Source organism: Shewanella phaeophyticola (assembly GCF_025398315.1).
GTDB lineage: Bacteria > Pseudomonadota > Gammaproteobacteria > Enterobacterales > Shewanellaceae > Shewanella > Shewanella phaeophyticola.
In genome coordinates, this window is record NZ_JAODOQ010000001.1 from 1,382,074 (window position 1) to 1,408,361 (window position 26,288).

Here is a 26,288-nt window from a genome sequence, read left to right on the forward strand (position 1 = left end):
CTACCTTAACAATAGGGTGTAATTTTTATAGTTAACTTTTACAAGTTTAAATTTGGTTTATGCCGCAGAGCTGTCAAACAACGCAATAATGGCATTGGTTTGTGGTTCGTTGGTAAAGCTAAAACGGATAGCATCAGCTAAGCGTGGATCTTTGTATGCACGGGCAACAATGCCTGCCTCACGTAAGCGCTCAGCTACGCTGGCAACATCGTCAAATTTAGCTAACACGTAGTTACCGTTTGCTGGCAGTACGGTAGCGCCAAATGAGCTTAAAGCTGCACTTAACCGCTGGCCTTGTTCGATTAAACTCGCCACCTGGGTTTGCATGGTATTAAGACCTTGCGCGCTCAAGGCTTTAGTGGCTAATTCAGACACGGGGAGTGGCACTGGATAAGGCGCAATCACTAACATGACTAAATCGATAATGGCATCATTGGCTAACATAAAGCCACAACGCGCGCCGGCCAATGCAAATGCTTTTGATAATGTGCGCAGCACCACAAGGTTAGGGTAGGTGCTGAGTAAATCTGCCACGCTATACTCTGGGCAAAACTCAATATAGGCTTCGTCAACGACCACAATAGCCTTAGGCGCAGCTTGAATGGCTTGCTCGATGTTCTCTTTTGATATCACCGTACCCGTTGGGTTATTTGGGTTACAAATAAACACAATTTTAGCGGCACCAATTTGAGTTGGCCATGCCTGTGGCAGTTGATAATCATCGGTTAAACTTAAAGTGGTCACCGCAACATTAAACGTGGCAGCGCTAATGGCGTACATGCCATAAGTAGCACCAAAACAAGCAATGCTGTCGACACCTGGCACACAAAAGGTGCGGATTAACAGTTCAATAGCCTCATCCGCGCCGCGACTGGCAATAATGTTACTGGCCTTTACGCCTGAATAGTTGCTATATGCATTAATCAGCTCAGGAGGTTGGCACTCTGGGTAACGATTTACTTTATCTAAGTCACTGTTGTTAAAAGGTGATTCATTAGCATTGATCCAAATATCACCACGCCCACCAATACGTCTGGCACTTTGATACGGGGTTAACTTTAGCAATTCTGGTCTCGCTAATTGCTTTGGATCAAAAGTCGTTGCTAGGGTTTGGCTCATGGTTTTGCTCTCTACTTTCTACACGTTTTAGGTGTTAACTGATCTTTTGTTATTGTGATCTTAGCGTAAACTGGCTAAACGAATTGCGATGGCATTTTTATGGGCATCTAGCAGCTCATTTTCGGCCAGTACCATGACACTTTGACCTAAGGTTTGTAAGCCTGTTTGACTGAGCTCTTGCACAGTAAAGCGGCGGCTGAAATCAGCGAGTGATAAACTTGAAACCGAGCGGCTGTAACCATAGGTTGGTAATACATGGTTAGTGCCACTGGCGTAATCACCAACCGACTCTGGTGTATATGCGCCTAAGAATACTGAGCCGGCACCGCGTACTTGCTTAAGCACATCACGTGGTGAATTGGTTTGAATAATCAAGTGTTCTGGGCCATATAAGTTAGAGACTTTAGCGGCTTCATTCATGTCACTGACAATAATACTGCGGCTGCATTCTAGTGCTTTTGCTGCAATGTCTTTACGGCTCAATTGTGCAAGTTGTTCAGTTAACGCTTGGTTGACAGCTTCAGCTAAGTCAACTGAGTCAGTCACTAGCATCACTTGTGAATCAACGCCATGCTCTGCTTGTGACAGTAAATCAGAGGCCACAAATGCTGGGTTTGCGTCTTTGTCGGCAATCACCAGCACTTCTGACGACGCCGCTGGCATATCTATCGACACACTGACACGACTATCTTGCGATACAAGGCGTTTTGCTTCGGTTACGTAGCGATTACCTGAGCCAAAAATTTTGTCTACATTGGGTACTGATTCGGTACCAAACGCTAATGCAGCTATGGCTTGAGCGCCACCCACTTGGAATATGTCGGTAATACCACACACATTGGCGGCATATACAATGGCATCATTGATGGGGGGAGGGCTGACTAATACACGTTTTTCACAGCCGGCGATCTTTGCGGGTAACGCCAGCATCATCACTGTTGAAATTAATGGTGCTGTACCACCAGGAATGTATAAGCCAACACGTTCAATTGGCTCACTTCGAAGTTCACAGCGCACTCCCGCTTGGGTTTCTATATCGACACCATTGAACACTTGGGCGTTATGGAAAGTCTCAATATTACTCACGGCTTGCGCCACCGCTTGTTTTACATCGTCACTGACACGAGCACATGCGGCACTAATTTGCTCAGCAGTTAACGCGAGCTCGGTCAGTTCAACATCATCAAAACGCTTGTTAAAGTTAATTAACGCCGCATCACCCTGGCCGCTCACTTGTTCAATAATATCGCGAACACCTTGCTCAACGCTGGCATCACCGATTAATGGCGAACGCGCTAACGTTTGTTGTTGCTCAGCTTTAGATAAAGACGCCCAATCGAGAATTTGCATGTGTGTTACCCCATCATTTTTTCAATTGGCATTACAAGAATTGAACTTGCACCTAGAGCGGTTAATTCTTCCATGGTATCCCAGAATAAATCTTCACTGCTAACGGCGTGAATTGCCACACGGTTAGTGTCATCATTTAATGGCAGTACAGTTGGATTTTCAGCTCCTGGAAGTAAGGCAACGATTTGATCTAATGTTTCTGTTGGTGCGTGTAATAAGATGTACTTGCTTTCACGAGCGCGGATAACGCCATTCATGCGAGATAAAATTTTGTCGATGAGTGCTTGTTTTTCTGGCGTTTGCTCTTCGATTGACTGAATGATGCAAGCCATTGAGCGATAAATCACTTCCGTTTCATATAAGCCGTTAGCTTCGAGTGTGGCACCAGTAGAGACTAGGTCACAAATACCATCAGACAAACCTGCTCGTGGGGCAACTTCTACTGAACCTTTTAACATACAGTCGCTGTAGTTAATGCCTTTTTCTTGCATAAAACGACGTAGCAGATTTGGGTAAGAGGTGGCAATACGAAGGCCTTCAAGTGACGCCGCATCTTTATAGGCAAACTCATTTGGTACGGCAAGTGATAAACGACAAGAACCAAAATCTAAATCTCGTAATTTAGTGCATCCAGCTGGTTTACCAGCTAGTTGACGCTCGATTTGTTCTTCTTCTAGTACGTTTTCACCAATGATGCCTAGGTCAACAACGCCGTCCATTACCAAACCTGGAATGTCATCATCACGAACGCGTAATAAGTCAATTGGCATATTATCAGCGTGAGCGATAAGGCGTTGTTCATTGACGTTGAATTTTACGCCACAGCTTTTAAGTAGCTGTTGTGACTCTTTTGATAAACGACCTGATTTTTGAATGGCGATGCGTAAACGCTTTGACTGACTCATGAGATACTTCCTTAAAATGTTTAATTAAAATATTGCAAAATTAAAAGCTTAAATAAAAATATTATTTCTAAAAACAAATAGCAGAAAACAAAAAACCCCTGAAATTCCTTCCAGGGGTTTATGTGAAATATGTTCACCACCAGAAGGATAATGTCCTCCGGCAGTAAGCATCCGAAGGCTACCGCATATGGTGATGATGATGGATTGTAGTCACTTGGATGTTCATAATTGTTCTCTTGGTGTTGTCTTAAATAATCACGTTAAGTGAGGACATATTCACTCACTTTATGTCGTGTAAAACGACTTGCAGTTAACTTAACCGCATTTATGCTTGTTTGCAATAGTGAACAAAGCATTTCTGTCATTTAATTTCTAAATTTATTGCATAAGTTATGCATTGCACCGTCATGATGATTTTTACTCATGATGCGTGCATGAATTTTAATCACGTCATGGGTTTATGGATAAATCATATTGGATGAGGTCAGCTGCAGTTGCATTTGATTACTGATATCAGCTTTTTGGCTAGCAGTTAATTGTGTTGAGTTATCGATGGCAATCAATGCATTTTTTTTATCGAAAGCGCTCCACACATTAACCGTAGTGATAATGGAATCTAAACGGACGCTGGTGTCGCTGATCCGCTCAGCAATATTAAAAGCTTGTTGCGGATCGGTTTGGGTTAACTGGCCTGCTCTTTGGCGATAGGCAATATTTTGATTGTCTTCAGAGAGCATGGCAACAACTTGTAAAAATTGGGATTCAGTATAGTCTGCAAGGGCATAACTGGCGTTAATGATAATGTCGTGCTGCACATTAATCTCGTAATCGTCAATGCGCGCAAGCATCATATCTGGCTCGACACTGGCAATTTCTGCCACCGCACTGTTGTAATAATCCTCGTTGAGATCGTACGTTTGTTTTTGGTTATTTAAAAATACTAAAGCTGCTTCAGGATCGGTTTCTGCCATTTTACGCGATATAATAAACACGCCGCTGGCGCGCTGCTCTGTGGCAATACTGTCGAGCCAGTCGACAGCCTCTTGAACGTTTTTGTCAACTAATTGATAAACCATCGAAGTGATAAGGTAATTAGTCGACTCATTTAATGGTAATGATGATATTAAGCTAGCCGCTTCGGTAGGGGACTGCTCGATATAGTAGTACATGGTATTTAAATACATTTTGAGCGTAGAGGGACTCTCTGGTTGTTGCTTTAGCCACTCAAATGCAGCCATAGCATCAGTACTTGCCCAAGAGTCTACAATCGACATGGTGACTGAGGTTTTCATCGGCTCCACCGTCAATAAGTCTACATCGCTTAATGCTTGTTGAGGGTTCACCGAGGCCAACCCGCGTAAGTAACTGTCGACTAACGACTCGTAATCGTCGCCGGTATTTTGCTCGATTATCCATGAAATAACATTCGAAAATTGATTTTTGCCAGCAATTTCTAAAATAAAGCCATACAAGTCTTCGTGTTGTGTTTCTTGGGCAATTAATAGGGCTTCTAAAGGGTCTTGTTCTGCAAGTTGCAATATCCTAAAAATCGACATGTAAGGCGTGTCATCTTGCGCTATTGAAGCTTTCATTGCTTCTCGGTCTTGGCCTGAGTCATCATATTGCTGTGGTGTGCTAGCATTCGTATTAGATGAAACTGCCACATCAGTGGGCTGAAATATTGCTGCATGAGTCCTGACCGTTTGCTGGTCTTGGTGATTATCAGCATCATTTTGCCAAAGAAGCGGGTAGCTTATAAAGCCAATGCCCCAACTGAGTACCACCACAATTAACCATTTCATTTTAGCTTTTCCTTAAGCACAATTCGTATTGGAGTTGTTAACGCTATTTTCAACATCGGCGAAGGGTAACGTTATTATGATGCATTACCAATTGCAATAATGCGTGACATTTAGCGCCATTGTGGCATGGATATTAAAACCTGAATAGAACCTTGTATAGGTAGAATCATAGAACATTAGAGAGCAGTATCATGCGTAAAAGCGATAAAAAAATAGATAATCAATTGAGGTTGGCGTTAACCGATGTGTGTCAACATGCTATTGAGCTTTATGCTGGATTTGAGTGGATCACTCATACCGTAGATTATGGCGCGTTTCCTAAAAGTTTACGGATTGTGTGCGTGTTTGATACTGAGCAGCAGTTAAGACAATTTAATCATCAAGGCCATAAAACTGCTTTGCTAGCTCACATTAAACGCTGCCTGGCAGACGGTGGCATTGAAATTAACAATCTAGATAAACAGGTCAGTTTTGATTCTGAAACCGCTTGCCAACAACAGCATAACGGTAACTGGGCATTACGTTTAAAAGCAGCCAACATTAATAAGTTGCATTAATGATGACGCTGATCTAACTAAACGAGTTAAACGTGTCTAGGTGATTGTAAAAATGTAAAACATGAGCAAGTTCATAATCTGCTTTGTTTAATTCTCCGTAAGCAAAATGGGGTGCCAACGATTCTTGGTACTGTTCAAAGTCTGTTACAGAGTTTAACAATCTTGTCAGAGCTTGTTTTACATCAACATTAGGGTCAAGTGCAGGCGCTGCTGGTATAGCTTCGCTAAGGTTGTGAGTCATTGCACCTTTAGTGGCAAATGCTGCAAAGGCTAGCGCGCCTAAAGAGTGCTTAAATACAGCTGATTTATGTTGCGGAAATCCGCTCATTGAAAATTCGATACTTTGCGCACAATGGCTAAACACCTGGGCGCTATTCCACTCACCACGACTTAAGCTTGTCAGTTGCTCTGTAGGAAGAGTGAGCATTAGATTAAGTTTGGCTTTTAAGTTATTGAAGTTGAGCAAATGTGGGTCGTTGCCTTCGCTTAACCATAATACGCTTGCCCTGGTGACTCCCGCAGCGACTCCGATTAGCCCCAATGTTATAAATTGTCTGCGCTGCATTATTCATCCTTATAATTGGTTTCGTTCATCCGAGTAAACTTGATCTCAAAGCCTTGATTATCTTGTCCACTCACGGCAACGCGGATATGCTCATTGTCGATAAAGTGATATTCAATTTTATTAGGAAAGTCATGGTCATGATTTTCAAACACTGCTAAGGCATCTTTACAATGGGTTAGTTTAAAGGCCACAGGCAATGGGTTATGTGTTACTTTCGCGAGATAGTAAATCCCTTCGGGCATGCTTAACAAACGCAGCGATTCATTATGTTGCCATTGGTCGGTGTAAGTTTCACCACTGCCTTCGAATGTGTTGTCACTAACTCGGTGCCATTGCTCTTGTAATGTACTGTGCGCTTGCACGCTTTGCCATTTTCCTAACAGACCACTTAGCTGATTGAGGTTATCGCATGGCTTAGCTATGGTGCTAAACGAGGATATGAGCATTAGCATTACCAGTAATAATTTCATGGGGAACTCGTCTTTTTTTATTTGTTAAGCTTACGTGGTTTTGGGGCATAAACCAGCTCAGATAACCAATTACATATTTATGTTGTGATTAATAGTTGGAACAAAAGCGTGTTATCAGCATAATGCTTAACAATTTCAGTCAGTATTTGTTGACCATTTGAGGGCATTTTGAGCTCAAGACTTACTCAAACCGTGATTCACCAATTTAGCCAGCAAGGCGCCTTAGCTAAAAATGTGCACAGCTATCATCATCGTCAAAGTCAAACCGACATGGCGGTGGCGGTGAGTGAGGCGATTAGCCAAAAACAAAATGTCATCCTTGAGGCCGGCACCGGTGTCGGAAAAACCTTTGCGTATTTAATCCCAGCGATTCTCAGCGGCAAACAAGTGGTGGTCAGTACTGGCAGTAAAAACTTGCAAGAGCAGCTATTTTTAAAAGACTTACCTGCGTTGCTAACCATGTTAGACATGCACGTACCCATCGCATTACTTAAGGGGCGTAATAACTATTTATGCCAGTTACGTCTTGAAAAACAAATGCAAAATGCGGTTCATTTTAGTGATTCTTACATCGACGATTTACTCAAAATTAATCAATGGGCAAATTTAAGTAAAGACGGCGACATAGGCAATTTAACCTCGGTTGCTGAACATTCAGAGGTGTTACCCAGTGTGGTAAGCACCAAAGAAACTTGTACCGGTAAAAAGTGCGAACATTATGATGTGTGTTTTACTGGTAAAGCGCGGGTGCGAGCTATGGACGCTAAAGTGGTGGTGGTGAATCATCATTTGTTTTTTGCCGATCGATTACTCAAAGACACCGGATTTGCCGAGTTACTCCCCGATCCCGATGTGGTTATTTTTGATGAAGCCCATTTAGTCCCCGATATTTGCATTAATTACTTTGGCAGCCATATTTCCAGCCGCGAAATTGACACCTTACTCAACGGGATCATCAAACTTCATCGAGAAGTGATCCGCGACAGCATTCAAATAGAGCAATTAGCCTTGCGTGGTTTGTTGGCGCTAAGTGATTGGCATAATGCCATGTACGACAATCAAGTGTCGGACTGGCGTAAAGTATTGGCTAACAAACAATTAGCTACAGTGTCGTGGATCTTGCAACAAGCATTAGCTGACTTGGCAAAACTCATGACCCATCATCTTGGTCGCGATGATCAGCTTGATTTAGCGTTTGAGCAACTTCATGAGCTCGCTGAAAAACTACAAGACTATTTTGAATGTAAAGACATGCAAGCGGCTTACAGCGTTGAATTAGGTGCAAGGTTTGTCATGTTAAGGCTAAGCCCAATTAATGTGGCTAAACAATGTCAGCAATTATTTGATGACAATACTCGCTGGATATTTACGTCAGCAACCTTACAGGTCAATCGCAGTTTAGCGCACTTTGCCACCGAGTTAGGCTTAACCTCGGCCAAACAAGTCATTTTAGACAGCCCGTTTGATTACCCCAATCAAGCGATGTTTTGTGTACCGAGACATTTAGGCAAGGTAGGGCAATCACAACATACGGTGAAACAATTGGTTGATGTGTGTATTCAAGCCATTAATGCCGCGCAGGGAAGAACATTTATATTATTTACTAGCCATCAAATGCTTGAGCAAGTTGCCTCATCATTGCAAGGGCGTACAACTTATCCGTTATTGGTTCAGGGACAGGCGAGTAAACAAAGCTTATTAAATAAATTTAGGCAACTTGGTAATGCGGTGCTGCTCGGCACCAGTAGTTTTTGGGAAGGGGTTGATGTGCGCGGTAAATTACTCAGTTGTGTCATCATCGATAAGTTACCGTTTGTGTCGCCTGATGATGCGCTTTATAAGACTCGTGCAGCCAATGCTGAGCGCCAAGGGGTAGATCCTTTTAGTCACATATCGTTACCCCAGGCGGTGATTAGCTTAAAGCAAGGTGTTGGCCGGCTTATTCGTGATGAGAAAGATCGTGGCGTGTTGATTTTATGCGACAACCGCATTGTAAATCGCGCTTATGGGCAAGCTTTTATTAATTCATTGCCGCCAATGCAGCGCACACGTGATTTAGACAAAGCGTTGCAGTTTTTAAAACACATCCCTTAAGCTTTTTAAAACGCGGCGCATCAGTTATCATACTCGGCTTATTTGATGCTTTTTTACCGGGTACTTTTTTATAATGTCACAGCTGTTAACCATCCTTGCGCTTGATACCTGCACCGAAACCTGTTCTGCTGCACTTACTGTCAATGGCAAGGTGTTTGCCCAGATTGCTGATGCCCCACGTGAGCACAGCCAGCGTTTATTACCTATGGTTGATGACGTATTAGCACAAGCTCAAGTGACATTAGCCGATGTTGATTTAATTGCATATGGCCGTGGTCCTGGCAGTTTTACCGGAATACGTATTTGCACCAGCATGACTCAAGGTTTAGCACTAGGTCTTGATTTACCCGTGATTGGTATCTCAACTCTTGCGGCAATGGCACAAGCTGCCATTACTGAAACCGGCGCAACTCAAGTGCTTTGTTGTATTGATGCGCGCATGAATGAAGTGTACTGGGGACAATATATTGCTAAAGATGGCATTGCGATATTAGTGGGTGAGGAGCATGTGAGTGCGCCTGAGTCGATTGAATTGTTGCTTGATCCCAGCCAAAATATTCATGCTTGTGGCACCGGATTTGATGCTTATCCACAACTGTTAACACTGGCGTCTCAAACGGTGCCCTGTACCGCATCCCGTTATCCCGATGCCAAGTACATGCTTATTTTGGCTCAGCAAGGTCAACAACAGGGCTTGCATACCAGCGTTGATGAGCTTGCACCGGTTTATTTGCGTGATACCGTCACTTGGAAAAAACTTCCCGGTCGAGAATAGCCATTGGCGATATTTTGGCATATTATTTATATAGACATAGTAATCACGATATAAGGTAAGTGAATCGTTAATGGCGATTAATCCAGCACTATCAACAGCGCATAATCAATCAGGCTACAGTGAGCCTGAGTCAAGCTGTTGCCGGAAATCGTCCTATTGCGCCAGCCCGTGACCCTATTGTTGTTAACCCTATTCCTGCAGATGCTGCTCAGCAAAATAATGAGAATCAAAAGCTTACCATCGTCGATGATGTAACTTTATCAGCAAAGCAACAAGCTCGTGTTGAATATGATCGTGACACCACGAGCCAACGTGGCGCGATAGCCCAATATTTGTCTACTCAACACTCAGCTAAGCGTGACGAAATTCAACAAATGGTTGGTATCGACTTATATGCCTAGTGCGGTATCGGCAACACCTAGTCGCAGTCGTTTTATGCTTGAACTGCTGGTGGCCTTTTTACTGACACGTTTACCTTTTATTTCTATCCCTTTCAAATGGCTCGAAAGCTACTTTCATGAGTTGTCACATGGTATTGCCGCCTTATTAACCGGTGGCATTGTAAGCCATATTCAGCTATTTCCTAATGGTGCCGGTTTATGCTTCAGCCAAGGTGGGATAAGTATGGTCATTGCTTATGCGGGCTATTTCGGTGCGGCATTATGGGGTTATGTGATTTTTTTATTAGCGACGAAAAGAAGCAGTATTCGCTTTACACTCGGATTACTCGGGTTAACTGTCGCAGCATCATTAGTGTTTTGGGTCGCGATATTCTCACCATCGCTATTTTGTTGGTACTCACAATACTTTTTTTGTTACCACTTAAATTAAAAAACAGTAGTGTGTTAAACACCTTACTGCGTATATTAGGGATCATGATAATTTTGAATGCCATGGCGAGTCCAATGGTGCTATTAGGGTTAAGCGGCCAGGGCGATGCAGTTATGCTAGCGCAATTGACCTGGATACCTGCATGGATATGGGTCATGACATGGCTATTATTCAGCGGATTAATGCTGTGGCTATGTTGGCAGAAAGTCGATTACAACAAGGGAGTAAGTAAATGAAACGTAACATGATGTTAGGTGCCTTAATGGGTTTGTCGAGCCTAGGGTTAACAACAAATGTACTTGCAGCAGATGCAGTACCCGTTGAACAAATGATGGCACCTCAAGTGAATGCCGCGTTAGCCAAAGCTGTGGCAAGTGAGTTCCGTACTCCAGAAAATAAGCTGCGTGATAAATATCGTCATCCAGCAGAAACCTTAGCGTTTTTTGATATTAAACCCGATCAAACTGTGATTGAACTATGGCCGGGCGGTGGTTGGTATGCTGAGATTTTAGCCCCCTATTTAGCCGTGAAAGGTCAGTATGTTGCGGCAAATTTTGAAACAAAACCGACTACAGACACCAAGCAAGCTGCTTATTATAAATCGGCAGGGTTACGATTTGAAAAGTGGGTCAGTGACAACAAAGCCAGTGTCGGGAATGTCCAATTTGTGACGTTAGATCCACCGGCTAAATTTTCATTAGGTAAAGATAACTCCGCTGATCACGTGCTGACATTCCGTAACTTGCATAATTGGGCAATGAAAGGCGAGTTAGAAGGTGTGTTTAAAGCAGCCCATGATGTGTTGAAAGTCGGTGGTTCATTTGGCGTTGTTGAGCACCGTGCCAATGTTGGTATGGCTGCAGAAAGCGGCTATATGGATGAAAACCAAATGGTCGAATTGGCTAAAAAATATGGTTTTGAGTTAACCGCTAGCTCAGAAGTTAACGCCAATCCAAAAGACAGCAAAGATTATCCAAAAGGCGTGTGGACGCTTCCTCCACGTTTAGCCATGGGCGATCAAGATAAACAAAAGTACATCGACATTGGTGAAAGTGATCGTATGACACTGAAATTCACCAAAACAGCGGCTAAATAAGCGGCTAAGGGGTAATCTACTGAGTGTTTACAGTGGGTTACCTCTGTTATTTATATGTTCTCTCATTGAGCATTTACTAGGGTCTGTTGATCTTTGCTGTTTGAATTTTGTTCGAGTTAAAAACGTGTTAATCGAGGCGAATGGATTGATGCCTAGCAATCTAAGCAAAATCCATTTAACAAAGAGTAAAACGTTTTTAGCCGAACCCTTCGGGCAGCGTTTGTTGGCCATTTTTACTGTGTTATCGACTTTTTATGTAGAATAACTACATCTCAAAGTCTCTGCCGCGCAGTTGTAAATGTGAGTAATGTCCAACAATTCGCTGCAAAAACAATCTTGAAAGATCAACAGACCCTAGGGTCTGTAAATGTGCTGTCTCTGTCACAATCCTTATCTCCATACAATGTCGTTATACAATAAAAAGTGGGTAAAGCATGCTGACACTGAACTCAACCGAATTTCAAATACCATTGGCGCATATTACTCTTGCAGCAAAGCGTTATGGCAAAATCGATAAACCAATCATTTTGGCATTGCACGGGTGGTTAGACAACGTAGACAGTTTTATTCCTTTGGCTGATGCGTTTGAACAGCAAGGCATACTAAACTCATTTCAATTGATTTGCATTGATTGGCCAGGACATGGTTTATCAGACCACCGTCCAGGGCATTATCCGCTGCATTGGATTGATTACATTTATGACTTACATGCTGTTATTCAATCGCTTAGCCAAGAAAAACAACCCATCACTGTGATAGGTCATTCGTTAGGGGGCATTGTCGCATCGGCTTATAATGCGTGTATGGGAGACAATATTGAAAAGTTGATTTTAATTGAAGCCATAGCACCATTATTTGAGTCTGCTACTAATGCTAAAACTCGGCTACATAAGGGGTTACAGCAACAGCAACGTTTTAATCAGCAATTGTCTCGACTCACTCCAACGTATTCTTCGATGGATGTTGCCATTCAGGCCCGCCATCAATTAACTGGGCTGGCACTGCCTTGGTGCGAAATGATTACTGCGCGAAATATGCAACTCGTTGCTGGGAAATGCGCCTGGCGAAGTGACCCTAGATTAAAGTTAGATTCATTAAATCGTTTTACTTTTGAACAGGTTGACGGATTAATGACCATCAGTAATACCCCAACGTTATTTATCGCTGCCCAAGATGGCTATAAACAGCTTACCCTGACAGAACAACATGCAAATACCTGGTTTAGCGACATTAAAATGGTAACATTAGCTGGCGATCATCACCTACATATGGGGAATGCTAACCAGGTCGCAGAAACGATTGGAGCTTTTGTTCTAAATTAGTGCTTATGGCTACTGAAATCGCTGTTATTTTGATTTCATTTATGTGATTATGGTCAAAAATTAAAACGCTTGTATGATTTTTATCACAACAATTTATCATTACAAGTAACATAAAAGCCTGCGATAACAATATTAATGATATGCAGTCGCTACAAATTTTACCACTGACGGGGAATGCACGTCTTAGCACAGTGGGATTTATTAGGAGACACCTGTGGACCAGCCTTGGATTAATCACTTGCCTGAACAAGTTCCGGCCGAAATCGACCCATCTCAATATAGTTCTTTAGTACACATGTTTGAAGATTCAGTGGCAAAATATGCCGATCAAGCTGCATTTATCAACATGGGTGCGACGATGACTTATCGCAAACTTGAAGAGCGCAGTCGCGCATTTGCGGCCTATTTACAAAATGATTTACACTTAAATAAAGGTGATCGTGTTGCCATTATGATGCCCAATTTGCTGCAATACCCAATTGCATTATTTGGCATTTTACGCGCCGGCATGGTGGTGGTGAATGTTAATCCACTTTATACACCTCGTGAGCTAAAGCATCAATTAATCGACTCGGGCGCAAAAGCCATTGTGGTGGTATCAAACTTTGCTAACACTTTAGAAGAAGTGGTTGATCAAACCCCAGTAGAATCGGTCATCATTACCAGTTTAGGCGATCAGCTCAGTGCTCCTAAACGTACTCTGGTTAACTTTGTCGTTAAGTACATCAAAAGGTTAGTACCTAAATACCATTTGCCACATGCCTTATCGTTTCGACAATCATTAAGCAAAGGTCGCCGTTTGCAATACATTAAAGCAGACATCAATGGTGATGATTTAGCATTTTTACAGTACACCGGCGGCACCACAGGTGTGTCAAAAGGGGCGATGCTCAGCCATAAAAATGTGGTCAGCAACGTATTACAAGCCAATGGCGCCTATTCACCGGCATTAAATGACGGTGTTGAATTTGTGGTTACAGCATTGCCGCTTTATCATATTTTTGCGTTAACAGTGAACTGCTTACTGTTTTTACACAAAGGTAGCAAAAACCTGTTAATCACCAACCCACGTGATATTCCTGCGTTTGTCAGCGAACTGAAAAAATACCCATTTACAGCCTTAACTGGAGTGAACACGTTATTTAATGCCTTAGTGAACAATGAGGAGTTTACCCAGTTAGACTTTTCACGGTTAAAGTTTTCAATTGGTGGCGGTATGGCCGTGCAGCGTGCAGTGGCTGACAAATGGCAAAAAATTACTCAAACCCGTTTACTTGAAGGTTATGGTTTAACTGAGGCATCACCGCTTGTGACTTGCTGCCCTTATAATTTAGACGGTTATAATGGTTCAATTGGTTTCCCTGCTCCATCAACCTTTATTCAAGTACGTGATGATGATGGTAATGTATTAGCGCAAGGTGAAACCGGCGAGTTATTCGCAAAAGACCGCAAATTATGCAAGGCTACTGGCAACGTCCTGAAGAATCATCGAAAGTTATCGACAAAGACGGATGGCTAGCTACGGGCGACATTGGTTACATGGACGAAAAGGGCTTTTTCTTTATTGTTGACCGTAAAAAAGACATGATTTTAGTGTCTGGCTTTAACGTATTCCCAAATGAAGTTGAAGAGGTCGTTGCGTTGCATCCTAAGGTGATTGAAGTGGCCGCAGTAGGCGTACCTCATGAAGCAAGTGGTGAATTAGTCAAAGTGTTTGTGGTTGCCAATGATAAATCTTTGACCGAAGAAGATCTAATTAAGCATTGCCGACATCATTTAACGGGATATAAAGTACCTAAGCTGGTAGAATTTAGGGACGAATTACCAAAAACGAATGTGGGTAAAATTTTACGCCGACAACTTCGAGATGAAGTTAACAAAGCATAAAATGATAGCCGGCAATTGAGCCGGCTTTTTTATTGGTGTTTTTCCCCATTTGTATTTTTAGCGGAGCTTATTTTGTTAACGTTTGAATATATCAGTGATGATGCCAGCCTTTTATCATTAGTTGAGCAGTACCAACAAAGCACCTTGTTGGTACTTGATACTGAATTTGTCCGCACTCGAACCTACTATGCCAAATTAGGGCTTATTCAAGCTTATGACGGTAAAACTTTAGCGTTAATCGACCCTGTTGCAATTACCGATCTCAGTCCCTTTTGGCAATTACTCACCAACCAACAGATTGTGAAGTTAGTGCATTCTTGTAGCGAAGATCTTGAAGTTTTTGCCCATTACGGTGAGTGTCAGCCAAGCCCGCTATTTGACAGCCAAATTGCAGCTAGTCTTGCTGGATTAGGCCACGGTTTAGGGTATGCCAAGCTCGTTGACGCTTGTTTGCAAGTTGAAATTGATAAAGGCGAATCTCGTACTGATTGGATGAAACGCCCATTGACTGAGGCGCAGTTGCAGTACGCTGCAAACGATGTGTATTATTTATATAAGCTCTATCCACAACTTCAACAAAAGCTCGCTGAAAGCCAACGTGAAGCCTGGCTGTTTGAAGAAGGGCAGCGCATGACCGAAGGACGGATGTCATTACCTGACGGCGACACAATTTATCTGAAAGTTAAAAATGCTTTTCAATTAAATAGCCAGCAATTGGCTTATTTAAAAGTGTTAGCAAAGTGGCGTTTAAATAAAGCCGTTAATCGTAATTTAGCTTTGGGTTTTGTGGTTAAAGATCATGCATTAATTGCGTTAGCCAAAAAACAACCAACAACCCTAAGTGAGTTAAACCGTTTAACCGATTTAACTGAGCAAGAAAAACGGATACATGGCAAAGAGTTGTTGAGTGTAATGGCAACCGCCGACTTAACTCACTTACCAGAGGTTGTTGACATTGTTGCTCTTAAATCAGGATACAAGTCGGCCTTTAAAGACGTTAAAAATCGTTTAACGGAATTATGCGAGCGTGAGGCCGTACCACTTGAGTTTGTTGGGTCAAAACGTCATATACATGAATATTTACTTTGGCTTTATCATAACAAGCAAACAGCAACCCCATTATTGTTAAGTGGTTGGCGCGGTCAGCTTGTGAATGATCTATTGGCCGATGTACGCTTTAACTAATTAGGCTAATAACGATAAAAAAGGATACTCGCATTATGCCAGTATCCTTTTTCTGAAACGAATTTTGAGGGATTAATGACCCAATGTTTAGGTGACTTATTTTGAACTTAAATTACTTAGATTCGGGTAACGTTACGTTAAGTTCTAATACCGATAAATTATCATCGTTTTGGTCGAGTTGCACAGACACTTGGTCATCTGAGATCTGCACATATTTACGGATCACTTCAATGATTTCTTGTTTCATCTTTGGGAAGTAATCGGGGGCACCGCGCTCTCCACGCTGATGAGCCACAATAATTTGCAATCTTTCCTTCGCCAACGATGCGGTATTGGTTTTTTTATTGCTTCTGAAATAATCAAGTATCGACATAGTTAGCTACCAAATATCCTTTTAAGGAATCCCTTTTTTCTTCTGTTATAAATCGAACCGGTACATCTTCGCCCAATAAACGTGCGACAGTATCACTGTATGCTAAACCGGCATCGCTCTCTTGATCAATAATAACCGGCACACCAGAGTTTGACGCTTTGAGTACTGATTGTGACTCAGGAATAACCCCAAGCAGTTCAATCGCTAAAATTTCTTTCACATCTTCAACGCCGAGCATCTCGCCTGTTTTTACTCTAGCAGGAGAATAACGCGTCAGCAGTAAATATTCTTTAATCGGCTCAAGAGATTGTTCTGCACGGCGAGAACGGCTTTGTAACATGCCTAAAATACGGTCTGAATCGCGCACAGAGCTGACTTCTGGGTTAGTTGTTACAATGGCTATATCGGCAAAATACAGTGCCATCATCGCGCCTTGTTCAATCCCAGCAGGTGAGTCACACACAATGTAGTCAAAATCTTTGGCTAAATCGTCTAATACACGGCCAACACCTTCTTTGGTTAAGGCATCTTTGTCTCGTGTTTGCGAGGCGGGTAAGATAAACAATTTATCGCAGCGTTTATCTTTAATTAACGCTTGGTTTAAATTGGCTTCGCCATTAATTACGTTAACAAAGTCATATACTACCCGACGTTCGCAACCCATAATTAAATCAAGATTTCGTAAGCCAATATCAAAGTCGATAACGACGGTCTTTTTGCCTTTTAAGGCTAACCCGGTGGCAATTGCTGCACTGGATGTTGTTTTCCCCACACCGCCTTTACCTGATGTGACAACAATAATTTGCGCCATTTTGTTTTATATCCTTTTATTTGCCAATTATTGGGGCAATGATTCTACTGTGAGAGACTCGCCATCAAGGCGGACACAACCTCTTTGATTGAGAGTGTATTGTTGTAAATGTTCTGTTAACCAATACTGTCCTGCAATCGACACTAATTCTGCTTCTAGCGAGTTCGCAATAATCACACTTTGATTATCACCCGCAGCACCTGCCATGGCTTTGCCACGCAAGGCTCCATAAATATGAATGCTACCATCAGCAATGACTTCAGCGCCATTACCAACTGCACCAAAAATGATTAAATCAGCATTTTGTGCGTATATTTGTTGGCCAGAACGCACATTTTGCTTAACAATTTTAGTGGCGCGTTTGGGTAACTCAGCTTTTGGCGCTTGTTTGCCAGACTTTACCACCGCAATCGCCATCTCTTTGGCTTGTTCTATTTGCTCTTTGCTGGCATCGGTTATGCCAACAATAATTAAATTTCGGTCAGTTAATAATTGCTTGAGGGCGTAAAAATCAATTTGAGTATGCTGGATGGCAGACAGGTTTAAAACCAGAGGAGCACCCAGAAAAAATTGAGGCGCTTGAGCCAGTTTGTTATCTAATTCAGCTGCGACAAGGTCGAGATCGTGATGATTAATATGCAGTACTGATAATGTAAAAGACGTGGCTTTTAATTCGAGATTTTGTTTAGCCATCCCGGCATTGTTCTCCAAAACATCAGCTAGAAGCTGATTTACAATTATTTTATTGAGTCACCATGTTATAGTGTGCTTAGTTGACTATCAAGTTTGAACCTTTGGAAATTTACACTAAAATGATCTGTGCAGTATATAAAAGTAGTAGAAAAGCCGATACATACCTTTTTGTCAAAAAACGTGATGTTTTTGATGATGTTCCAGAGCCGTTAATGGAAATGTTTGGCACACCGATGTTAGTAATGGTTTTCCCGTTATCTAAGCGTGATCATCTTGGTATTGCTGACATAAACAAAGTTAAAAGCGCATTAGAAGAAAAGGGCTTTTATTTACAAATACCGCCACCAATCGTTAATTTGCTTGAACAACATAAACAAGAGATAGGTTTTAAACAATAAACAGAATCTCTTGAGGAGTAAACAGGACTCATATGATTCTAAAAATCATTTTAAGCGCAATTATTTACTTCTTCACCTCTCATTTGGTGGTTGCTAACAATAGCCATCACCAATTTGAAGATTATTTACTTTCTCTACAACAGCAAGCCATCAGTGCAGGTGTATCGCCTCTGTTAGCCGAGCGATTAATTGGTGACATCAAAATATTTAAAAAAGCTAACATCGATAACGATTCACAACACACCCTTGAAACCTACATACCGCAAATGGTACCTGAAATAAGTGTCAGTACCGCCAGCGCCATGCTTCAACAGCATGAAACCTTACTTAACAACATGAGCCAACAATACCAAGTACAACCTCGATTTATTATTGCATTGTGGGGAATAAACTCGCGCTTTGGCGAGCGTCCGGGTCGGTTTCCTGCTTTATCGGTATTGGCATCGTTAGCCTTTAATGGTGAAAATCAGCTCTTTTATGTTAATGAGTTTATTGCTGCACTTAAGCTCATAGAACAAAAAAAGTTTGAAGTGAATGCACTCAAAAGCTCATCGACAGGGGCTATGGGCCAAATGCAAATGATGCCATCACAACTGCTGAGTTACCTTGTAGATGGCGATAACGATGGTCAGTTTGATATTTGGAACAGCGCAGAAGATGCCTTTGCAAGTGCTGCAAATATGCTTAACCAACAAGGGTGGCAGTTTGATGCAACCTGGGGCAGGCAAGTTAAAGCGACAATGATGTTAGATCCTAATTTGTTAGGGCTTGCCAGCACGCATACCTTTTCGCAATGGCAGGCATACGGGATCAGGCGCTATAATGGCAATACCCTACCGCAACGAGATGACATTCACGCATCACTTATTGCTCCCGATGGCACCTCAAGGACGTTTTTATTTGGTGTATGAAAACTTTCGGCTATTAGATCAATTTACTGCGTCATTTCATGACACGTTAGCGTTAACTTATCTTTCTGAAAAAATTAAGCAGTAACCACAAGGGTTTTAGGTGTAAAATAACGGAAAATTTAAATCAATAGCCAGTTAAATAGACAATGATGACACAGTTTTGGACAACCACTCCGCTTGAAAAAATGACACCTGTACAATGGGAATCACTTTGTGATGGCTGCGGAAAATGTTGTTTAAATAAAATAATCGATGATGAAACCGACGAGCTTTATTACACCAATGCTGCCTGCCACTTATTAGACAGTGAGAGTTGTGGCTGTCGACGTTACATTGAGCGTTTTAAATATGTACCAGAATGTACCGCAATTACACCAGAGAATATCAGTGAATTAACCTGGTTACCTAATAGCTGTGCTTATCGTCGTCTCCATTTAGGTAAAGGTTTACCTAGTTGGCATCCTCTGTTAACCGGGAGTAAAGAGGCGATGCATGCTGCGGGCATTTCTGTGCAAGGTAAAACGGTTAACGAGATGAAAGTTAAATACCTAGAAGACTGCATTGTGTTGTGGCCATTGCTCGACGTTGAATAGGTCAATCATGGGTAATCATTGCATGGCAATAAACAAAAAAGACCTCATATGAGGTCTTTTTTGTTTATTTACTTTGCCGGTTTTAAACACGGAACAAGCATGGTTAACCAAATCAGCGCATAAATAACAAAACACACCATCATCCATTGTGCCATGCTCACCGACAGCCAAGTCCAGGGTAAATCACTGCACATACCTGTAGGTGAAAATACTGAAGGTAACCACACATCTAATGGCATAAAGCTTGGAAACTCAGGGTAAAAAGAACATGTCGCAAAAGGTGACGGGTTTACCTGCATGTCGTTAAGCTCAGAGGCTAATCGAAATCCCCATACAGAAGAGATAGCCCAACTCACTAACCCTAAAAAGCGAAAAATCCACAGTTTAGGTTGTAGCATGCCAATCAACCCAGCCAATATTAGACCCAGAACGGCGACTCGGACATAAATACACATGACGCAGGGAGCCAAATCCATTACGTACTGAAAAAAAGTGCTGCAAGTTCTAACACGACACCTGATAGGGCAAGCAACCCCCAAGATAAACGGCCACGACAAAAAAGTTGTAACGTTGACAAGTGTTGCTCCTAATACATTTTACAGATAAAAAAACACCCTCAATTGAGGGTGTTCAAATGGGTTGTGTCGACTTTAAGATAATTTATCTATTAAGTCCATTCCACTAGGGTGTTCAACCGTATTAATGGCCGCTAACCATACCACCCAAATCTTTCGCCGAATGGTGAATAATTAAGTGGGAATCATATAGTGATTGGGTCATATCGGTTAAGAAACCGGTTTCAATTGCCAATACACCGACGATTGATAATACAATGGTGTAAGGTAATGCCATCCACACCATACGACCATAAGAGAGTCGAATAAGTGGTGCAATTGCAGACGTTAACAAGAATAAAAATGCTGCTTGACCATTAGGCGTGGCAACCGATGGTAGGTTAGTACCTGTGTTAATTGCGACAGCAAGTAAGTCAAACTGATCGCGAGTAATTTGACCGCTTAATAGTGCCGATTTAACTTCATTAATGTAAACCGTACCCACAAACACGTTGTCACTCACCATAGACAATAAACCGTTAGCGATATAGAAAATCACTAATTGCATATTACCTTCATAACTTAGTGCCCATTGAATCACTGGCGCGAACAAGCCTTGGTCAATGATCACACCAACAACGGCGAAGAACACTGCTAAAAGTGCGGTAAATGGCATAGCCTCTTCAAATGCTTTACCTAATGCGTGTTCATCCGTTACACCATTAAACGCAGTGGCTAAAATGATGACAGATAAGCCGATTAAGCCAACAGACGCTAAATGCAATGCTAAGCCGACAATTAACCACACACCAATTAATGCTTGAATCACCAATTTCATTTTATCTTGGTTGGTTCTGTGCGAGTCTTCATGCGCAGCATAATCAGTTAAAATACGATGCACCGCATCAGGAAGTTGTGCGCCGTAGCCAAACCATTTGAATTTTTCAACAAGGAAACAAGTTAAAATACCGGCAGCCAAAACGGGCATTGTTACTGGTGACATACGTAAGAAGAACTCACCAAACTGCCAATGTGCTTGCGCTGCAATGATTAGGTTTTGCGGTTCGCCCACCATGGTACATACACCACCTAAGGCAGTTCCAATACCAGAGTGCATTAATAAGTTACGTAAAAAGGCTCTAAATGCTTCTAATTCATCATCATTGAGTTGCCCTGATGATTCTGATGTATGGTCATGACCATCGTTATCACTAAAGCTCTTGCCTGAGGCCACTTTGTGATAGATAGAGTAGAAACCCACCGCGACCGCAATAATCACTGCTATAACCGTTAATGCATCTAAGAATGCAGATAGAAATGCTGATGCGGTACAAAACATCAATGACACGACAATTTTTGAGCGTACTTTCGTGATCATTTTGGTAAACACGAACAGCAAAAGCTGTTTCATGAAGTAAATACCCGCAACCATAAACACTAAGAGTAAAAGTACTTCTAGGTTGGCTTCAATTTCATGCAGTACTTGTGTGGGGGAAGTCATTCCAATCATGACCGCTTCAATAGCGAGTAATCCACCCGGTTGTAATGGATAGCATTTCAATGCCATCGCGAGGGTGAAAATAAATTCTACGACCAAAACCCATCCTGCGACGAATGGGCTCACGTAAAAGAACAGCAGGGGATTGATGACTAAAAATGCCAAAATTGCATATTTGTACCACTTAGGCGAATTGCCTAAAAAGTTAACAAACAGCGCCTGACTCTTGGTTGCCTGCATTGCAGCCTCTCCAGTATTGTTAATGTGACAGTATTGGTACCATTTTTGATAACAAACAACACATCGTTAATTTCAACAAGTTTGGGAGAATAGAGGCAAGTTCATATTTAAAACTTGATGAAAATCAATATTTCATTAATTTTCATTAAAACCCTAGGCACGTCATTGGTATAAAACAGCCTGTTTTTTTGTTGTAAAATAGCGAAGTATTGCCTTAACAAACAATGCGTTAATTCACCTATTAAATTGGTGTACGCGATATGGCCATTAAATTTGCCGTTAGTGTAGCGTAAGTAAAATCGAATTGTAATCTCGTTGCTTAGGCAAATAATCATACATCGCACTAACAAAACAGCTACATGAGTATATACTAAACTTGATCGATTTTATCGAGTAAAATCGCCATATTACGATGATTCTAGTGGCGTAATGTGAGCTTTATTCAATAAATTAAATTAGAGTGATTTTCTGCAGGTTAAAAATTGTGCTTTAAAAGTATTGTGAATAAACAATGGTTTTTATTTTCTACCGCTCTGGTATGATCAGTGCAATAGTTTCGCCATTGTTTAGCAATAGGATATGAAGGCTAATGATCATCAATGCCAAAGGCCCAGCAAGTTTTGCTGAGAAATACATTGTTCGTTCCATTTGGGAAAATAAGTTTCCACCCGGATCCATTTTACCGGCAGAACGTGAGCTTTCTGAACTCATCGGTGTCACTCGTACTACGTTACGTGAAGTACTTCAGCGTTTAGCGCGCGATGGTTGGTTGAAAATTCAACATGGTAAACCAACCCAAGTGAATAACTTCTGGGAAACTTCCGGACTTAATATTCTTGAAACCATTGCCGATTTAAACCCTGATGGTTTTCCATTATTGGTTGATCAGCTTATGTCTGCACGTGGCAATGTCAGTAATATTTATTTCCGAGCATCTATCCGGCATAACCCTGAAAAAGTGGTTGAGGTACTTGCGGGTATTCATCGCTTAGAAAACGATGCAGAAGCTTATGCTGAATTTGATTATCAATTACATCACACCTTGGCTTTTGCCTCAGGTAATCCTTTATATGTATTGATATTAAATGGTTTTAAAGGTTTGTATAACCGAGTCGGTCGTTTCTACTTTTCAAGCCAAGAAGCGCGGGAGTTAACCATGCGCTTTTACGTTAAACTCGAACAACTCGCCAAAGATAAAAACTACAGCGATGTGCCTGCGTTAATGCGAAATAATGGCATTGAAAGTGGTAAGTTATGGCAAAAATTGCGTGATGACATGCCTGCTGAAATTGGTCACGACAATAGCTAATGACTTAGCTTAAGTCATGGATTTTGATTTAGACATTGTTCAGTGAAATATAAAAGCCAATCGTTGAGTGATTGGCTTTTTGATTTACGCGATGGCGATACCACCTTGTAAAGGCGTTTCTTGTTCAGCAGTGTTAGGACAACTTGAAATGACTTTTATCATGCCCAGTTCGTCCACTTGCTCTAAGCTCACATTAAAACCCCATAAGCGATGTAAGTGCTTGAGCACTTCTTGATGATTGTCGGCCAACGGAATGTTATCAAATGGAATGTAACGTAACGTAATAGAGCGGTCACCATTAACTTGCACTTGTTGCACCTGAATATTGGGCTCAATATTGGATAAGTTATACTGCTGCGACATGATATTACGAATGTCTTGATAACCTTGTTCGTCATGAATCGCTGAAACTGCTAAGTGACTGCGTTTTTCATCGTCTAGTATGCCGAATAATTTAAAATCTCTAATGACTTTAGGGGATAAATATTGGCTAATAAAACTCTCATCTTTAAAGTTTTGCATCGCAAAATGCACCGTTGTTAACCAATCACTTCCGGCGATATCAGGAAACCAATGACGATCTTCATCCGTTGGGTGTTCACAAATACGTCTGATATCGACAAACATGGCAAAACCAAGAGCATAAGGGTTAATACCATTGTAATACGGGCTGTTATAAGGTGGTTGAGCAACTACAGCCGTGTGACTTTGCAAAAACTCGAGTATAAAGCGATCGCTGACTTTGCCTGTATCGTACAGGTGATTCAAAATGGTGTAATGCCAAAATGTAGCCCAGCCTTCATTCATGACCTGAGTTTGTTTTTGTGGGTAAAAATACTGCGCCATTTTGCGTACAATTCTAACCAGCTCACGTTGCCAAGGGGCTAATAATGGAGCATTTTTTTCGATAAAGTACAATATGTTCTCTTGCGGCTCACCAGGGAAGACCTTGTCACTCTTTTGCGGTGCCTGTTGTGGTTGAGTGGGTATCGTGCGCCACAGATCGTTCACTTGGGTTTGCAGGTAATCTTCACGCTCTTTTTGTCGAGCCTGTTCTTCTTTAAATGACACTTCAGCAGGGCGTTTATAGCGGTCCACGCCATAGTTCATTAGGGCATGACACGAGTCGAGAGTTAATTCTACTTGTTCAATACCGTATTTGACCTCACATTCCCGAATGTAATTTTTGGCAAACACTAAATAATCAATAATGGAGCTGGCGTCGGTCCAAGTTTTAAATAGATAGTTATTTTTAAAAAAGCTGTTATGCCCATAACATGCATGAGCCATCACAAGTGCTTGCATGGTGATGGTGTTTTCTTCCATTAAGTAGGCAATACAAGGGTCTGAATTAATTACAATCTCATATGCAAGGCCCATTTGACCGCGCTTATACCCTTGCTCGGTTTCAATAAAACGTTTACCAAAAGACCAATGTGTGTAACCAATGGGCATACCAATACCGGCATAGGCATCCATCATTTGTTCGGCCGTAATGATCTCTATTTGATTAGGGTATGTGTCTAATTTAAAAAACTCAGCCGCGTTGGCAATTTCGTGTTGATACTTTTCCAGTAAGTCGAATGTCCATTCGGATTCATCATCCAACGGTTTACGGGTTGCTTTAACCATGATTGCCCCCTATACAGCTTGTTTTTTAAAGAGTTCGCGAAATACCGGGTAAATGTCTTCGACTTCACGAATGTGTTGCACAGCAATATTATCAAATTGTTGCTGCAGGTCCTGGTATTGATTCCATAAGGTTTGATGGGCTCGGTGGGTGATTTCGATATAACTGAAATAACGCACTTTGGGTAAAATATGGTTTGCCAATAAGTCATGGCAATGGGGCGAATCATCGGATCAATTATCACCATCAGATGCTTGAGCTGCGTAAATATTCCACTCGTTTTCAGGATAGCGAGCTTGTTGAATTTCATTCATCAGTTTTAATGCGCTTGATACAATGGTACCGCCGGTTTCTTGTGAGTAAAAAAACTCATGCTCGTCAACTTCTTTGGCTTGGGTATGATGACGGATATATACCACTTCAAGATTTTTATAGCTGCGAGTTAAAAACAAATACAACAATATATAGAAACGTTTGGCGATATCTTTGGTGGCTTGATCCATCGAGCCTGACACATCCATCAAGCAAAACATCACAGCCTGACTGGACGGTTTTTCTCGTTTTGCATAATTGTTGTAACGTAAGTCGAAGGTGTCGATAAACGGCACATTGGCGATTTGTTTTTTGAGCTGTTCAATTTCCTCTTTCAACGCGAGTATCTTTTCAGCTTGGGATCCCGGCATATCTTGTAACTGCTCAAGCTCAGCCTCTAATGCTTTAAGCGCGCGTTTTTTACTGCCTGACATCGCAATACGGCGGGCTAGGGACGATCGCAGTGAACGAACAATATTAATATTGGCTGGCACGCCGTCATTGGTAAAACCCGCTCGATAGGTTTGATACTCAACCAACTTATTAAGGCGATTATTTTGTAAGTTAGGTAGCTCTAAGTCTTCAAATAGCAGTTCTAAGTATTCATCTTTTGAAATATTAAAGACAAAATCGTCATTACCTTCGCCGCTGTCTGAAGCATCACCTTGACCCGCACCGCCTTGCCCACCTCGTGGGCGTTGTATTTGGTCGCCACGATTAAACTGATCATTACCCGGATGGACACGATTACGTTTACCACCTTGACCTTGTCTAAACAGTGGTTCACTTATATCACGGGTAGGGATACTAATTTTTTCGCCTTTATCAATATCGGTGACACTGCGACGCGTCACCGCATCACTGACTGCCTTTTTGATTTGTTTTTTATAGCGTTCAATGAACCGCTGACGATTAACAGTGCTTTTTCCTTTAGCGTTGAGTCGTCTATCAATAAAATTTGCCATACGCCCCCCAAGTCAAGGATCTGGCTGAATAAGTCTCAGCCAG

General features: G+C 41.8%; 21 protein-coding genes, 5 pseudogenes and 1 other annotated feature. Of the genes and pseudogenes, 13 read left to right on the forward strand and 13 right to left on the reverse strand.

The window, feature by feature from the left end; translation table 11 throughout:
* Positions 1-57: 57 nt before the first annotated feature.
* From hisC to N4T56_RS06530, 4 genes are all read right to left on the reverse strand, one after another.
* Positions 58-1,119, reverse strand: a complete 1,062-nt coding sequence (hisC, locus tag N4T56_RS06515) for a histidinol-phosphate transaminase (protein WP_261732642.1) — start codon at positions 1,117-1,119, stop codon at positions 58-60.
* A 60-nt stretch (positions 1,120-1,179) separates the two neighbouring features.
* Positions 1,180-2,469, reverse strand: coding sequence for a histidinol dehydrogenase (hisD, locus tag N4T56_RS06520; RefSeq protein ID WP_261732643.1), 1,290 nt, complete (start codon positions 2,467-2,469; stop codon positions 1,180-1,182).
* A 5-nt stretch (positions 2,470-2,474) separates the two neighbouring features.
* Positions 2,475-3,374: an ATP phosphoribosyltransferase gene (hisG, locus tag N4T56_RS06525; RefSeq protein ID WP_261732644.1), complete on the reverse strand. Its 900-nt coding sequence runs from the start codon at positions 3,372-3,374 to the stop codon at positions 2,475-2,477.
* 87 nt (positions 3,375-3,461) lie between these two features.
* Positions 3,462-3,577 (reverse strand) — a sequence feature (His leader region).
* Positions 3,578-3,832: 255 nt separating this feature from the next.
* The gene (locus N4T56_RS06530; protein ID WP_261732645.1) at positions 3,833-5,176 is read right to left on the reverse strand and encodes a hypothetical protein; all 1,344 of its coding nucleotides are present in this window, start codon (positions 5,174-5,176) and stop codon (positions 3,833-3,835) included.
* Positions 5,177-5,367: 191 nt separating this feature from the next.
* Between N4T56_RS06530 and N4T56_RS06535 the strand changes: the two genes are divergently transcribed.
* The gene (locus N4T56_RS06535) at positions 5,368-5,733 is read left to right on the forward strand and encodes a Fis family transcriptional regulator (RefSeq protein ID WP_261732646.1); all 366 of its coding nucleotides are present in this window, start codon (positions 5,368-5,370) and stop codon (positions 5,731-5,733) included.
* Between the two features lie 13 nt (positions 5,734-5,746).
* Here N4T56_RS06535 and N4T56_RS06540 read toward each other — a convergent pair whose 3' ends face one another.
* Together N4T56_RS06540 and N4T56_RS06545 are read right to left on the reverse strand one after the other, a co-directional pair.
* A complete protein-coding gene (locus N4T56_RS06540) occupies positions 5,747-6,298 on the reverse strand; it encodes a DUF1569 domain-containing protein (RefSeq protein ID WP_261732647.1) in 552 nt (183 codons plus the stop codon).
* Positions 6,298-6,768 (reverse strand): DUF6265 family protein, encoded by a 471-nt coding sequence (locus tag N4T56_RS06545; RefSeq protein ID WP_261732648.1) that lies wholly within the window; start codon positions 6,766-6,768, stop codon positions 6,298-6,300. The genes N4T56_RS06540 and N4T56_RS06545 overlap by 1 nt, the downstream gene beginning before the upstream one ends.
* Positions 6,769-6,936: 168 nt before the next feature.
* On the opposite strand from N4T56_RS06545, the gene N4T56_RS06550 reads away from it, so the two are divergent.
* From N4T56_RS06550 to rnd, 8 genes and pseudogenes are all read left to right on the forward strand, one after another.
* Entirely contained in the window at positions 6,937-8,862 is a 1,926-nt protein-coding gene (locus N4T56_RS06550) for an ATP-dependent DNA helicase (RefSeq protein WP_261732649.1), read from the forward strand.
* Positions 8,863-8,935: 73 nt separating this feature from the next.
* Positions 8,936-9,637, forward strand: a complete 702-nt coding sequence (gene tsaB, locus N4T56_RS06555; protein WP_261732650.1) for a tRNA (adenosine(37)-N6)-threonylcarbamoyltransferase complex dimerization subunit type 1 TsaB — start codon at positions 8,936-8,938, stop codon at positions 9,635-9,637.
* A gap of 119 nt (positions 9,638-9,756) precedes the next feature.
* Entirely contained in the window at positions 9,757-10,038 is a 282-nt protein-coding gene (locus N4T56_RS06560) for a hypothetical protein (RefSeq protein ID WP_261732651.1), read from the forward strand.
* Positions 10,039-10,072: 34 nt separating this feature from the next.
* A pseudogene (locus N4T56_RS06565) lies at positions 10,073-10,605 on the forward strand (M50 family metallopeptidase); the annotation flags it as partial.
* Positions 10,606-10,700: 95 nt separating this feature from the next.
* Positions 10,701-11,564 carry a class I SAM-dependent methyltransferase gene (locus N4T56_RS06570; protein ID WP_390904020.1) on the forward strand — a complete coding sequence of 288 codons (864 nt, stop codon included), beginning with the start codon at positions 10,701-10,703 and terminating at the stop codon, positions 11,562-11,564.
* A gap of 434 nt (positions 11,565-11,998) precedes the next feature.
* Complete coding sequence (locus N4T56_RS06575) at positions 11,999-12,886, forward strand: alpha/beta hydrolase (RefSeq protein ID WP_261732652.1); 888 nt, start codon at positions 11,999-12,001, stop codon at positions 12,884-12,886.
* A 214-nt stretch (positions 12,887-13,100) separates the two neighbouring features.
* Positions 13,101-14,773 (forward strand): annotated as a pseudogene (gene fadD / locus N4T56_RS06580) (long-chain-fatty-acid--CoA ligase FadD).
* 72 nt (positions 14,774-14,845) lie between these two features.
* Positions 14,846-15,958, forward strand: a complete 1,113-nt coding sequence (gene rnd, locus N4T56_RS06585; RefSeq protein ID WP_261732653.1) for a ribonuclease D — start codon at positions 14,846-14,848, stop codon at positions 15,956-15,958.
* A gap of 112 nt (positions 15,959-16,070) precedes the next feature.
* Here the strand turns inward: rnd and minE are convergent, their stop codons facing one another.
* From minE to minC, 3 genes and pseudogenes are all read right to left on the reverse strand, one after another.
* Positions 16,071-16,331, reverse strand: a complete 261-nt coding sequence (gene minE / locus N4T56_RS06590) for a cell division topological specificity factor MinE (protein WP_188919744.1) — start codon at positions 16,329-16,331, stop codon at positions 16,071-16,073.
* A gap of 2 nt (positions 16,332-16,333) precedes the next feature.
* Positions 16,334-17,142 (reverse strand): annotated as a pseudogene (gene minD, locus N4T56_RS06595) (septum site-determining protein MinD).
* A 27-nt stretch (positions 17,143-17,169) separates the two neighbouring features.
* Complete coding sequence (gene minC / locus N4T56_RS06600; protein WP_261732654.1) at positions 17,170-17,835, reverse strand: septum site-determining protein MinC; 666 nt, start codon at positions 17,833-17,835, stop codon at positions 17,170-17,172.
* Between the two features lie 119 nt (positions 17,836-17,954).
* Here minC and N4T56_RS06605 point away from each other — a divergent pair, with 119 nt between their 5' ends.
* The 3 genes from N4T56_RS06605 to N4T56_RS06615 all read left to right on the forward strand — a co-directional run bounded on the left by N4T56_RS06605 (position 17,955) and on the right by N4T56_RS06615 (position 19,737).
* Positions 17,955-18,233: a YcgL domain-containing protein gene (locus N4T56_RS06605; protein WP_261734762.1), complete on the forward strand. Its 279-nt coding sequence runs from the start codon at positions 17,955-17,957 to the stop codon at positions 18,231-18,233.
* 32 nt (positions 18,234-18,265) lie between these two features.
* Entirely contained in the window at positions 18,266-19,144 is an 879-nt protein-coding gene (locus N4T56_RS06610) for a lytic murein transglycosylase (protein ID WP_261732655.1), read from the forward strand.
* 146 nt (positions 19,145-19,290) lie between these two features.
* Positions 19,291-19,737: a YcgN family cysteine cluster protein gene (locus N4T56_RS06615; RefSeq protein WP_261732656.1), complete on the forward strand. Its 447-nt coding sequence runs from the start codon at positions 19,291-19,293 to the stop codon at positions 19,735-19,737.
* Between the two features lie 68 nt (positions 19,738-19,805).
* Here the strand turns inward: N4T56_RS06615 and dsbB are convergent.
* A pseudogene (gene dsbB / locus N4T56_RS06620) lies at positions 19,806-20,314 on the reverse strand (disulfide bond formation protein DsbB).
* Between the two features lie 122 nt (positions 20,315-20,436).
* Positions 20,437-22,029, reverse strand: coding sequence for a sodium/proton antiporter NhaB (nhaB, locus tag N4T56_RS06625; RefSeq protein WP_261732657.1), 1,593 nt, complete (start codon positions 22,027-22,029; stop codon positions 20,437-20,439).
* Between the two features lie 589 nt (positions 22,030-22,618).
* Here nhaB and fadR point away from each other — a divergent pair.
* Complete coding sequence (gene fadR / locus N4T56_RS06630) at positions 22,619-23,338, forward strand: fatty acid metabolism transcriptional regulator FadR (protein ID WP_261732658.1); 720 nt, start codon at positions 22,619-22,621, stop codon at positions 23,336-23,338.
* A gap of 84 nt (positions 23,339-23,422) precedes the next feature.
* Here the strand turns inward: fadR and N4T56_RS06635 are convergent, their stop codons facing one another.
* Together N4T56_RS06635 and N4T56_RS06640 are read right to left on the reverse strand one after the other, a co-directional pair.
* Positions 23,423-24,970, reverse strand: coding sequence for a SpoVR family protein (locus N4T56_RS06635; RefSeq protein WP_261732659.1), 1,548 nt, complete (start codon positions 24,968-24,970; stop codon positions 23,423-23,425).
* Positions 24,971-24,979: 9 nt separating this feature from the next.
* Positions 24,980-26,245 (reverse strand): annotated as a pseudogene (locus tag N4T56_RS06640) (YeaH/YhbH family protein).
* Between the last annotated feature and the right edge of the window lie 43 nt (positions 26,246-26,288).

Excerpts from the sequence above, each read along its gene's own strand:
- N4T56_RS06530 (WP_261732645.1), bottom strand. The coding sequence starts at position 5,176 with ATGAAATGGTTAATTGTGGTGGTACTCAGTTGGGGCATTGGCTTTATA.
- fadR (WP_261732658.1), top strand. The coding sequence starts at position 22,619 with ATGATCATCAATGCCAAAGGCCCAGCAAGTTTTGCTGAGAAATACATT.
- N4T56_RS06545 (WP_261732648.1), bottom strand. The coding sequence starts at position 6,768 with ATGAAATTATTACTGGTAATGCTAATGCTCATATCCTCGTTTAGCACC.
- nhaB (WP_261732657.1), bottom strand. The coding sequence starts at position 22,029 with ATGCAGGCAACCAAGAGTCAGGCGCTGTTTGTTAACTTTTTAGGCAAT.
- N4T56_RS06635 (WP_261732659.1), bottom strand. The coding sequence starts at position 24,970 with ATGGTTAAAGCAACCCGTAAACCGTTGGATGATGAATCCGAATGGACA.
- N4T56_RS06615 (WP_261732656.1), top strand. The coding sequence starts at position 19,291 with ATGATGACACAGTTTTGGACAACCACTCCGCTTGAAAAAATGACACCT.
- N4T56_RS06605 (WP_261734762.1), top strand. The coding sequence starts at position 17,955 with ATGATCTGTGCAGTATATAAAAGTAGTAGAAAAGCCGATACATACCTT.
- N4T56_RS06610 (WP_261732655.1), top strand. The coding sequence starts at position 18,266 with ATGATTCTAAAAATCATTTTAAGCGCAATTATTTACTTCTTCACCTCT.
- N4T56_RS06570 (WP_390904020.1), top strand. The coding sequence starts at position 10,701 with ATGAAACGTAACATGATGTTAGGTGCCTTAATGGGTTTGTCGAGCCTA.
- hisG (WP_261732644.1), bottom strand. The coding sequence starts at position 3,374 with ATGAGTCAGTCAAAGCGTTTACGCATCGCCATTCAAAAATCAGGTCGT.
- hisD (WP_261732643.1), bottom strand. The coding sequence starts at position 2,469 with ATGCAAATTCTCGATTGGGCGTCTTTATCTAAAGCTGAGCAACAACAA.
- minC (WP_261732654.1), bottom strand. The coding sequence starts at position 17,835 with ATGGCTAAACAAAATCTCGAATTAAAAGCCACGTCTTTTACATTATCA.
- N4T56_RS06535 (WP_261732646.1), top strand. The coding sequence starts at position 5,368 with ATGCGTAAAAGCGATAAAAAAATAGATAATCAATTGAGGTTGGCGTTA.
- N4T56_RS06540 (WP_261732647.1), bottom strand. The coding sequence starts at position 6,298 with ATGCAGCGCAGACAATTTATAACATTGGGGCTAATCGGAGTCGCTGCG.
- tsaB (WP_261732650.1), top strand. The coding sequence starts at position 8,936 with ATGTCACAGCTGTTAACCATCCTTGCGCTTGATACCTGCACCGAAACC.
- N4T56_RS06575 (WP_261732652.1), top strand. The coding sequence starts at position 11,999 with ATGCTGACACTGAACTCAACCGAATTTCAAATACCATTGGCGCATATT.
- minE (WP_188919744.1), bottom strand. The coding sequence starts at position 16,331 with ATGTCGATACTTGATTATTTCAGAAGCAATAAAAAAACCAATACCGCA.
- hisC (WP_261732642.1), bottom strand. The coding sequence starts at position 1,119 with ATGAGCCAAACCCTAGCAACGACTTTTGATCCAAAGCAATTAGCGAGA.